Annotated in this window: 10 protein-coding genes and 1 tRNA gene; 6 read left to right on the forward strand and 5 right to left on the reverse strand. The window is 68.0% G+C overall.

What is annotated here, in order from left to right:
* Positions 1-248 precede the first annotated feature (248 nt).
* Complete coding sequence (locus tag HNR40_RS30780; protein ID WP_184967480.1) at positions 249-767, reverse strand: MarR family winged helix-turn-helix transcriptional regulator; 519 nt, start codon at positions 765-767, stop codon at positions 249-251.
* Between the two features lie 55 nt (positions 768-822).
* On the opposite strand from HNR40_RS30780, the gene HNR40_RS30785 reads away from it, so the two are divergent.
* Genes HNR40_RS30785 through HNR40_RS30800 form a run of 4 tightly spaced genes read left to right on the forward strand, consistent with a single transcriptional unit; the run spans position 823 to position 4,643 of the window.
* Complete coding sequence (locus tag HNR40_RS30785; RefSeq protein WP_221341049.1) at positions 823-1,620, forward strand: trans-aconitate 2-methyltransferase; 798 nt, start codon at positions 823-825, stop codon at positions 1,618-1,620.
* A complete protein-coding gene (locus HNR40_RS30790; protein ID WP_312896569.1) occupies positions 1,617-1,946 on the forward strand; it encodes a VOC family protein in 330 nt (109 codons plus the stop codon). The genes HNR40_RS30785 and HNR40_RS30790 overlap by 4 nt, the downstream gene beginning before the upstream one ends.
* A 52-nt stretch (positions 1,947-1,998) precedes the next feature.
* Positions 1,999-3,456: a CYTH and CHAD domain-containing protein gene (locus HNR40_RS30795; RefSeq protein ID WP_184967482.1), complete on the forward strand. Its 1,458-nt coding sequence runs from the start codon at positions 1,999-2,001 to the stop codon at positions 3,454-3,456.
* Positions 3,453-4,643, forward strand: coding sequence for a cytochrome P450 (locus tag HNR40_RS30800; protein ID WP_184967484.1), 1,191 nt, complete (start codon positions 3,453-3,455; stop codon positions 4,641-4,643). The genes HNR40_RS30795 and HNR40_RS30800 overlap by 4 nt, the downstream gene beginning before the upstream one ends.
* Here HNR40_RS30800 and HNR40_RS30805 read toward each other — a convergent pair.
* The 4 genes from HNR40_RS30805 to HNR40_RS30820 all read right to left on the reverse strand — a co-directional run bounded on the left by HNR40_RS30805 (position 4,618) and on the right by HNR40_RS30820 (position 9,439).
* Complete coding sequence (locus tag HNR40_RS30805) at positions 4,618-5,448, reverse strand: NUDIX hydrolase (protein ID WP_221341051.1); 831 nt, start codon at positions 5,446-5,448, stop codon at positions 4,618-4,620. The two genes, HNR40_RS30800 and HNR40_RS30805, sit on opposite strands and share 26 nt — an antisense overlap.
* Positions 5,441-7,501: an RNA degradosome polyphosphate kinase gene (locus HNR40_RS30810; protein WP_184967486.1), complete on the reverse strand. Its 2,061-nt coding sequence runs from the start codon at positions 7,499-7,501 to the stop codon at positions 5,441-5,443. The genes HNR40_RS30805 and HNR40_RS30810 overlap by 8 nt, the downstream gene beginning before the upstream one ends.
* A 53-nt stretch (positions 7,502-7,554) precedes the next feature.
* The gene (locus HNR40_RS30815; RefSeq protein WP_221341052.1) at positions 7,555-8,430 is read right to left on the reverse strand and encodes a TetR/AcrR family transcriptional regulator; all 876 of its coding nucleotides are present in this window, start codon (positions 8,428-8,430) and stop codon (positions 7,555-7,557) included.
* A 70-nt stretch (positions 8,431-8,500) separates the two neighbouring features.
* The gene (locus HNR40_RS30820; protein ID WP_184967490.1) at positions 8,501-9,439 is read right to left on the reverse strand and encodes an acyl-CoA desaturase; all 939 of its coding nucleotides are present in this window, start codon (positions 9,437-9,439) and stop codon (positions 8,501-8,503) included.
* A 142-nt stretch (positions 9,440-9,581) separates the two neighbouring features.
* On the opposite strand from HNR40_RS30820, the gene HNR40_RS30825 reads away from it, so the two are divergent.
* Positions 9,582-10,442 carry a helix-turn-helix domain-containing protein gene (locus HNR40_RS30825; RefSeq protein WP_184967492.1) on the forward strand — a complete coding sequence of 287 codons (861 nt, stop codon included), beginning with the start codon at positions 9,582-9,584 and terminating at the stop codon, positions 10,440-10,442.
* 21 nt (positions 10,443-10,463) lie between these two features.
* Positions 10,464-10,539, forward strand: a tRNA-Gln gene (locus HNR40_RS30830).
* Position 10,540: the final 1 nt, after the last annotated feature.

Consider the following 10,540-nt stretch of genomic DNA (forward strand, 5'->3'; position numbering starts at 1 on the left):
GAGTGCAGAGCGCCGTGGCTCAGCGCGCCGTGAGTGCAGAGCGCCGTGGCTCAGCGCGCCGTGAGTGCAGAGCGCCGTGGCTCAGCGCGCCGTGAGTGCAGAGCGCCGTGGCTCAGCGCGCCGTGAGCGCAGAGCGCCGTGGCTCAGCGCGCCGTGAGCGCAGAGTGTCGTGTCTCGGTGCGCCACCCGCAGAAGAAAGAGCTCCCCGAAGGAAGAAAGAGCTCCCCGAAGGAAGAAAGAGACGGCGGCTAGTTGGACGAGCCTGCGTCGAAGGGGGCGAGGAGGGTGCGGAGGAGGGCGGCGAGGGCGCGTTGGTGGGGCTCGTCGAGGCCGGCGAGGAGGTCGTGTTCGCGGCGTAGCAGCCCCGAGAAGGCCGAGTCCACCCGTTGCAACCCCGTGTCCGTCAAGGTGACGAGCACGCCGCGCCGGTCCTCGGGGTCGGGGCGGCGGCGGACGAGGCCGGCCTGGGCGAGGCGGTCGATGCGGTTGGTCATCGTGCCTGAGGTCACCAGCGTGGCGCGGAGGAGGGCTCCGGGGGACAACTCATAGGGTTTGCCTGCTCGCCGCAGCGCCGTCAGCACGTCGAACTCCCATGGTTCGAGGTCGTGCTCGGCAAAGGCGGCGCGGCGGGCCCGGTCGAGGTGCTTGGCTAGGCGGGAGACGCGGGAGAGCACCTGGAGGGGTTCGACGTCGAGGTCGGGCCGCTCGGTCCGCCAGGCGGCGACCAGCCGGTCGACCTCGTCAAGGGACTCGTGCGCATCCGTCATGGATGCAGTCTACTGTCTTGACATCGAGATACATATCTCGATATCAAATATCTCTATGTCGAGAGATATCTGGGACCCGTCAACGTACGAACGCTACGCCGACGAGCGGTCACGGCCGTTCTTCGACTTGACCGCCAGAATCCAGGCTGACGCACCCCAGTATGTCGTAGATGCCGGGTGTGGCACCGGCGAGCTCACCATGGCGCTGGCCGAGCGCTGGCCGGGGGCGACGGTCGAGGGGTTCGACTCCTCGCCCGCGATGATCGCCAAGGCCCGCGAGACCGGCGGCAAGTTCACGGTGGCCGACGTCACCCTGTGGCGTCCCGACCGGCCGGTGGACGTCCTGGTCTCCAACGCGGTGCTCCAGTGGGTACCCACCCACCGCGACCTGCTCGGACACTGGGTCGACGCGCTCGCCGACGACGGCTGGCTGGCGTTCCAGGTGCCGGGCAACTTCGACGCGCCCAGCCACGTGCTGATCCGCGAGCTCTGCCGGAGCGACACCTGGCGCGACAAGCTCGGCGAGTTCGACCGGGGCGCGCCGGTCTCCACGCCTGTGGAGTACATGGAACTGCTCAGCGCCATGGGCGTCCGCGTCGACGCCTGGGAAACCACCTACGTCCAGTTGCTCCAGGGCGATGACGCCGTGCTGACCTGGGTCTCCGGCACCGCCCTGCGGCCGGTTCTGGACCGCCTCAACCCCGGTGAGCAGACGTCCTTCAAGCGGGACCTCAAAAAGCTCTTCGATGCGGCATATCCTCGCAAGGAGTACGGCACCGCCTTCCCCTTCCGGCGCATCTTCGTAGTGGCTCACAAAGCCCACAAAGCCCGCAAAGAGGTGGCGCACGCGTGAAGCTCATCGCCATGCACCATGTCCAGTTGGCGGCGCCGAAAGGCAGCGAGCCGCAGCTCAGAGAGTTCTACTCCGGTTTCCTCGGCCTCACCGAGGTGCCGAAGCCGGAGGAACTGGCCAAGCGCGGCGGCGCCTGGTTCCGGGGCGACGGCGTGGAGGTGCACCTCGGCATCGAGGAGGACTTCCGCCCCGCCAGGAAGGCCCATCCCGCTTTCCTGGTGGACGAACTGCCCGAAGGCGAGGTGGACCTGCTGTTCCCCGGATATCGCCGCGTCTACGTCACCGACCCCGTGGGGAACAGAATCGAGCTCCTGCAGGTCGTGTGAAGTTAACCTTCCAGTGGCATGATGTTCCGAAATCGGACACTTGCGAGGTGCTGTGGGCATCGAGATCGAAGACAAGTTCGACGTCGCCGACGATTACGCCATCCCGGACCTGAGCAAGATCGGTGACGTGGACGGGCCGAAGGGCTATCAGCTCGTCGCGCTCTATTACGACACTCCCGACCTGCGGCTGGCAGCTCGCGGGATCACGTTGCGGCGCAGGCGTGGCGGCTCCGATCCCGGTTGGCACCTGAAACTCCCCAAGGCCAAGGGGGCGCGCCAGGAGATCACACATCCGCTGACGCGCAGCACCAAGGTCGTCCCGGCGCCGCTGGAGAACCTGGTGCGGGCCTACACCCGGGGCGCGGAGCTCGTCCAGGTCGCCGAGCTGGACACCCGCAGGAACGTCACGGTCGTCTCCGTCGGCGGCAGCCCGCTGGTGGAGATCGCCGACGACCGGGTCAAGGGCACGGTGTTCGGCGACGAGCCGCGGGTGGAGCGCTGGCGCGAGGTCGAGGCGGAGCTGCTCGAAGGCGACCAGGCGGTGCTCGCCAAGGTGGGCAAACGCCTCATGAAGGCGGGCGCCACGCCGGCCGAGTCGTCCAGCAAGCTCGCGCGGCTGCTCGACCAGCCGCCCCGTCCGGGCGGGCCGGCCAAGCCGGGCTCAGCGGGCGAGGTCGTCATGGACTACCTCGACAGCCAGGTCAGCGCCCTGCTGTCGCAGGATCCGAGGGTACGGCGGGCCGAGGACGACGCCGTTCACCAGGCCCGGGTGGCAGCGAGGCGCATGCGCAGCGCGCTGAAGGCGTTCAAGAGCATCGTCACCGGCACCGAGCACGTCCAGGACGAGCTGCGCTGGCTGGGAACGGTCCTCGGCGAGGCCCGGGACCTGGAGGTGACCAGGGCCAGGTTCGCCGGCCTCCTGCGGTCGCTGGCCCCGGAGCTGGTCCACGGCCCGATCCAGGAACGCCTGGGCGACGACCTGCTCAAGCGCGAGCAGGAGTCCTACAACCGGATCAGGGAGGCCCTGAGCGGCGACCGCTACTACACGCTGCTCAACGACCTGGACGCACTGCTGGCCGAGCCCGAGCTGGCCAAGCCCGCGGGCAAGCCGGCCGAGGCGACGCTCCAGGGCGTCGCGGCCAAGAACTGGAAGCGGGTCACCGACGCCTACGACCACGCGCAGGCCATCGAGGACGAGGAACGCCGCGAGATCGCCATGCACGACGTGCGCAAGGCGGCCAAGCGCGCCCGCTACACGGCCGAGGCGCTCGGGATGAAGAAGCTGGCCAAGCACGCGGAAGCCGTACAGGAGATCCTGGGGCTCTATCAGGACGGGGTGGTCGCGCAGGAGACGCTCGCGAAGGAGGCCGAGAGCGCGCGGCAGGCGGGCGAGGACACGTTCACCTACGGTCTGCTGATCGGCATGGAGAAGAGCACAGCCGAGCGGGCGCACGCCGAGTTCCCGGCGGTCTGGGAGAAGACGGTGGAGGCTGTTAGAAAGATCCTATGAGTGAGCTCCCCGTCATCCCATTCGAGCGCACCACACCTCTGGACGTTCCGGCCGCCTACCGCGAGCTACGACTACAACAGGGCATCGCCAAGGTCCGCACCCGGACCGGCGACGAAGTCTGGCTGGTCAGCGGCTATGAGGACGCCCGCAAACTGTTCGCCGAGCCGCTTCTCGGCCGCTCGCACCCCGAGCCGGAGAAGGCGGCGCGCATCTCCGGCTCGGCGCTGCTGGGCGGCCCGCAGGGCGACCACGCCACCGAGAAGGCCGACCACGAGCGGATGCGGCGGTTGTTCCAGCCGTCGTTCTCGGCCCGCCGGATGAAGGCGCTGGCCGAGCACGTCGGAACGCTGGTCGACGAGCGCCTGGACCACCTGGCCGGCCTGAACCCGCCCGTCGACCTGCACGCCGAGCTGTCCTTCCCGCTGCCGGTGCTGGTGATCTGCCAGCTGCTCGGCGTGCCGTTCGAGGACAGGGGCTACTTCGGCGAGGTCTCCATCCGCATGGGCGACATCGACGACGCGGTCAAGGGCGAGGCGGCCCGCGCCGAGATGGGCGCGTACATGGCCGGACTGATCGAGCGAAAGCGCCGCGAGCCGGGCGAGGACGTGCTGACCGACCTCGCCGGTGTCATCGACGACGACGGTACGGTCGCCCGGCTGGCCGGCGGCCTGCTGTTCGCCGGCCACGAGACGACCGTCGGCCGGATCGACTACGGCGTGCTGCTCCTGCTGGAGCGCCCCGACCAGCTCGCCGAGCTGGAGCGAGACCCGTCGCTGGCGCCCGCGGCGGTCGAGGAGATCCTGCGCATGGCCGTGCCCAGCCTGCACGGCATCCCGCGCTGGGCCCGCGAGGACGTCGAGTACGGCGGGCTGACCATTCACAAGGGCGACGCGGTGCTGATCTCCACCGACGCCGCCAACCGCGACGAACGGGTCTTCTCCGACCCCGACGTCTTCGACCTGCACCGCAAACCCGGCGACCCGCACCTCGGCTTCGGGTACGGCCCGCGCTTCTGCCTCGGCGCCACCCTGGCCAGGGTCGAGCTGGAGGCGGTCTTCAGCCGCCTCTTCCAGCGCTTCGAAGGGCTACGCCTCGCCGTCCCGTTGCAAGAGCTGGAGGTGAACACCGGCCGGCTGACCCAGGGCTTCGCGAAGCTGCCCGTCACGTGGAATAGCGTTCGACACTGACCGTCCTGGTGCCGACCCGGTGCAGGACGGCGAAGGCGCCCTTGCGCAAGTGGACGTCGACGCCGCTGAGCGCGGAGATCAGGTGCGGCAGCACCTTCCCGTGGCTGCAGACGGCGGCGGGCACGGTGATGCCGTTCACCAGCGCGGGCGTCTTGTCGGCGTCCTGGTGCCGCTCGCTGAGCAGCGGATCGGTCGTGACGCCGGTGGAGAACGCCTCCATCGTCTGCACGCAGCGCAGGCTCGGCGAGCTGAGCAGCACCTCGGGGCGGTAGGCGGGCAGCACCTGGGCGAGCGTGACCGCCTGGACGTAGCCCTCGGCCTCCAGCGGGCGCAGGTCGTCGTCGCCCTTCCAGTTCTGCCGGGATCCGGCGCTGCCATGCCGTATCAGGACAAGGGGGACGGTGCGCAGAGGCACGGCGGTCAGCGCGTGCAGGAGGCCACCGTCCCAGGAGTAGGTGAGGCGGCTGCGGGCGTCGGCGATCGACACCCACTCCAGGGCGTCGACCTCGTCATTCGGTACGAACGGCACCTCGTCGGCCATCTGGGCGGCCCAGTAGTCGACGCGTTTCAGCCGGCCCTTGAACAGGTAGTGGATCGGCGGCAGGGCGCGGCCCAGGTGCGCGGTGATGCCCGTCTCCTCGCGTACCTCGCGGACCGCGGCGGCGATCATGTGCTCGCCGGTCTTCAGCTTGCCCTTGGGGAAGGTCCAGTCGTTGTAACGATCACGGTGGATCAGCGCCACTTCGGGGTTGTTCGCGTCGCCTCGCCACACCACCGCGCCGGCGGCCCGGAAGATCTCAGTCATCAACGGTTCTCCAGCGGCGGGTGCCGATGAGGTGGGTCTGCAGGTCCTCGCCCTGGTGCCGCACCCAGGTGCCGTCGGCCTTGAGCCACCACGCGTTGGTGGTGTCGGCCATGGCCAGGTCCATCAGCTCGATGAGGTACGCCTTGTGCTGCTGCCCGGTCACCTTGACCAGGGCCTCGACCCGGCGGTCCAGGTTGCGGCGCATGAGGTCGGCGCTGCCCACCCACACCTCGGGGCGGCGGCCGAGCCCGAACTCGTAGACACGCGAATGCTCCAGGAACCGGCCGAGGATCGAGCGTACGCGGATGTTCTCCGACAGGTCGGGGATGCCCGGACGCAGGATGCAGATGCCGCGTACCCACAGGTCCACCGGGACGCCCGCGCGCGAAGCCCGGTAGAGGGCGTCGATCAGGGGCTCGTCGACCAGCGAGTTCGTCTTGATCCGGATCCTGGCGGGGCGCCCGGCCTGCTGGTGGGCGATCTCCCGTTCGATCCTGGCCAGCAGGCCGCCGCGCAGCGAGTGCGGGGCGACCAGGAGGCGGCGGTAGGCGGAGTGGTTGGAGTAGCCGGTCAGGTGGATGAACAGGTCGGTGACGTCCTCGCCGACCAGCGGGTCGGAGGTCAGCAGGCCGAAGTCCTCGTAGTGCCTGGCCGTCTTGGGGTTGTAGTTGCCGGTTCCGATGTGGCAGTAGCGGCGCAGCTCTCCGGACGGCTCCTGCCGTACGACGAGGGCGAGTTTGCAGTGGGTCTTCAGGCCCACGACGCCGTAGACCACGTGGCAGCCCGCGCGCTCCAGCTTGCGGGCCCAGGAGATGTTGGCGTGCTCGTCGAAGCGGGCCTTGATCTCCACGACCACGACGACCTGCTTGCCGGCCTCGGCCGCGTCGATGAGCGCGTCCACGATCGGGGAGTCGCCGCTGGTGCGGTAGAGGGTCTGCTTGATCGCCAGTACGCGCGGGTCGGCCGCCGCCTCCTCGATGAAGCGCTGCACGCTGGTAGCGAAGGAGTCGTAGGGGTGGTGCAGGAGCACGTCACGCTCGCGCAGCACGGAGAAGACGTCGTCATCGGCGTGTACGGCTTCCGCCGGCACGAACGGCCGGTAGCTGAGCTCGCCCCGGTCCAGGTCGGCGATGGCGTGCAGACCGGTCAGGTCGAGCGGCCCGGCGACCCGGTAGATCTCGTGCGGCGCGACGCCCAGCTCCTCGACGAGGAGGTCGAGCACCTCGGTGGTGATGGTGTCCTCGACCTCCAGCCGGACCGGCGGGCCGAAGCGGCGCTTGAGCAGTTCCTTCTCCAACGCCTGCATGAGGTTCTCGGTGACGTCCTCGTCGACGTCGAGGTCCTCGTTGCGGGTGACGCGGAAGACGTGGTGCTGGACGATCTCCATGCCCTTGAACAGCTGGCCGAGATGGGCGGCGATCACATCCTCAAGCGGGACGAAACGATCCTTCGAGGCGGTGACGAAACGCGGCAACTGGGACGGGACCTTGACCCGGGCGAAGACCGTGTGACCGTTGGTCGGATTCCGCACCACGACGGCAAGGTTGAGGCTCAGGCCGGAAATATAGGGAAAAGGGTGGGCGGGGTCCACCGCCAGCGGCGTGAGCACCGGGCGGATGCGCTCGCGGAACAGCTTGCGCAACTCGGTGCGTTCCTCGCGGCCCAGGTCGTCCCAGCGGACGATCTCGATGCCCTCGCCGGCGAGCTGCGGGCTGATCCGCTCGTGGAAGCCCGCCGCGTGCCGCTTGGCCAGGTCGCCGGCGATCGTGGCGATCCGGGCCAGCTCTTCGCGCGGCTTCAGCCCGCTCTTGGTCCGCAGCAGCAGGCCGGTGGCCATCCGCCGCTTGAGACCCGCCACCCGCACCCGGAAGAACTCATCCAGGTTGCTCGCGAAGATCGCGAGGAAGCGCACCCGCTCCAGCAGGGGCAGCGAGTCGTCTTCGGCCAGTTCCAGCACCCGTTGGTTGAACTGAAGCCAGCTCTCCTCACGGTTGAGGAACCGCTCCTGGGGCAAGGGCAAGTCGTTTCCTGGGTGCAACGGTTCCGCGGACATATGAGCAATATGCCCTGTTTGATTGAACAGAACGTTAACGACGTCTCAACGGCTTACTCTGACTGGTCGCCCTGGCCCAATTTGGCGGCCCGCTCCGCCAGCCGCGCTTCGCGCTGACGCAGCTTGTCCTCTCTTTCACGCGCCTTCTCCGCTTCCTTGAGCAGCCGTTCACGCTCCTTGAGCTCGCGCAGCCTGGCCTTCTCCGCCTCCTTCAGCTCGCGCTGACGGAGCTTCTCGGCCTCCTTGGCCTCGCGCTCGCGCAGCTTCTCCAGCTCGCGCAGCTCCTTCTCGCTGGCCCGCGGCGGCACGCTGACCGCGAGCTCGGCGCCCTCGCGGGTGGCGGCGGTGATGCGCGGCTGGGGGTTGAGCCCGGTCAGGCCGTTCCAGGCCAGGTTGACCAGGTGCGCGGCGACCTCCTCGCGCCCCGGCTTGCGCACGTCGAGCCACCACTGGCCGGTGAGTGCCACCATGCCGACCAGCATCTGCGCGTACATGGGGGCGAGCTTCGGGTCATAGCCCCGGCCGGCGAACTCGTCGGCGAGCACGTCCTCCACCTGACTGGCGATCTCGCTTATCAGGCTGGCGAACGTGCCCGTGCCCGAGGCCGCGTGGGAGTCGCGCACCAGGATGCGGAACCCCTCGCTGCTCTCCTCGATATATTGCAGCAGCGCCAGCGCCGCCCGCTCCAGCTTGATCAGCGAGTGGGACGCCGAGAGGGCCGCGGTGATCATGCCGAGGAGCTTCTGCATCTCCCGGTCCACGACGACCGCGTAGACGCCCTCCTTGCCGCCGAAGTGCTCGTAGACGACCGGCTTGGAGACCTGTGCGGTGGCCGCGATCTCCTCGATAGAGGTCCCGTCGAACCCCTTCTCGGCGAAGAGCGTGCGGCTGATGCGAATCAGCTGCTCTCGGCGTTCTCTTCCTGACATGCGTCTGCGAGATCGGGGTTCGGTGGTCACATTCTCCATAATTGCAGTGCCCGCCGACACAGCGGTCGCCTCAGGCAATGCGCTTCGCCGCCAGGCGCTCGGGGGTCGGCCAGCGTACGTCGGAGACCCAGCCGAGCTTCTCGAAGATCCGGATCAGGCCGGCGCTCAGGTCGATCTGCCCCTTGAGCGCGCCGTGACGGGCGCAGGTGGGGTCCGAGTGGTGCAGGTTGTGCCACGACTCACCGAAGGACGGGATCGCCAGCCACCAGACGTTGCGCGACTTGTCGCGTACCTGGAACTCCTCGTCGCCGAAGACGTGGCAGATGGAGTTGATCGACCAGGTGACGTGGTGCAGCAGGCCGATGCGTACCAGCGAGCCCCAGAACAGCGCGGTCAGCGCACCCTGCCAGGACCAGGTGAGCAGGCCGCCGAGGATGCCCGGCAGGAAGATCGAGGTGATGGCCAGGGCCGGAAACCACTTGTGCAGCTTGACGACGTCGTCGTCCTTGACCAGGTCGGGGGCGTACTTTTCCCGGTTGGTCCGCTCGGCGTCGAACATCCAGCCCATGTGGGCGTAGAGCAGGCCCTTCGTCAGCGACTTGAAGCCGGGGCCGAACCGCCACGGCGAGTGCGGGTCGCCTTCCTTGTCGGAGAACTTGTGGTGCTTGCGGTGGGTGGCCACCCAGTCGAGCACGGACATCTCGAGCGACAGGCTGCCCGCGATGCCGAGCGCGATCTTCAGCGGGCGCTTGGCCTTGAACGAGCCGTGGGTGAAGTAGCGGTGCAGGCCGACGGTGACGCCGAGGCCGGAGACGATGTAGAAGACGAAGGCGATCGCCACGTCCGTCCAGCCGAGCCCCCACCCCCACGCGAACGGCACCGCGGCCGCGATGGCGACCAGCGGCAGGCCCACCACCAGGCCGAAGGTCAGAAGCTCGACCTTGGTCCTGGGCTCCGGATCGGCCTCCGGCTTGGGACCGGGAGCGGAACGCTCGGCAACTACGGTCATTGGCTACCTCTCACGACGTGTATGGGGAGAATGTCCTGCCTACGCAAACGTAACCTACGCTGTCGTAAGTAAGGAAGCCCTAAGGCTGTCTATTTACCTTCGAGAGCTGGTCGATCAGTATCCGATCGGATACTATTTGGCCATGCTGATGAAACGGGACTGGGTCCAGATCCGTGCTCGGGCCATCCAGTTGCGGGCCGAGGGCAAGTCCAGGATGCAGATCAAGGACATCCTGGGGCTGACCAGCAACTATCAGCTGACCAAAGTCCTGTGGGACACCGTCCCGAAGGAGTCGGCGCTGCGCGGCAGCGCCAAGGACGACCTGCGCGAGAGAGCGCGCGAGTTGCGCGCTCAAGGGCGGACGTATCCGGAGATCGCCGCTGAGCTCGGAGTGTCGAAGTCCTCCGTCTCGTTGTGGGTGCGCGACCTGCCACGCGAGGGGCGGTTGAGCTACGAGGAGTCCCGCAGGCGCAACGACGAGGGCCGGCGGCGCTACTGGGCGGAGGAAGGGGCCCGGCGCAGGGCCGAGCGTGAGGACGTCCGTCAGAGGGCGCAAGACGAGATCGGCATGCTGTCTTATCGCGAGATCCTGATCGCGGGGGCGATCGCCTACTGGTGTGAGGGGGCGAAGAACAAGCCGCATCGCGCCGACAACCACGTAACCTTCATCAACAGCGATCCAGGGCTGGTGCTGCTCTTCATCCGCTTTCTGGAGGTCGCGGGGGTGCCCCTGGAGAGCCTCTACTTCCGCGTGCACATTCATGAGTCCGCCGATGTCGAGGCGGCCGAACGCTACTGGTTGGAGATGACGGGGGCCGACAGGAGCCAGTTCCGGAAGACCACGCTGAAGCGTCACAACCCGGCGACGGTCCGCAGGAATACCGGTGAGGACTATCGAGGATGCCTTCGCGTCGACGTCCGGCGAGGTCTGGAGACCTACAAGAAGATCGAAGGATGGGCTCTGGGGACAATGGTGTCGGCAAGACCCACTCTCGATCGGTAAGCTGTACCCCGACTGAACCTATCCCGGGTCGTCTAACCAGGCAGGACGAGAATTTTTGGTGTTCTTTGTAGGGGTTCGAATCCTCTCCCGGGAGCCAT

Origin of the sequence: Nonomuraea endophytica, assembly GCF_014203235.1 — a bacterium.
Taxonomy (GTDB): Bacteria; Actinomycetota; Actinomycetes; order Streptosporangiales; family Streptosporangiaceae; genus Nonomuraea; species Nonomuraea endophytica.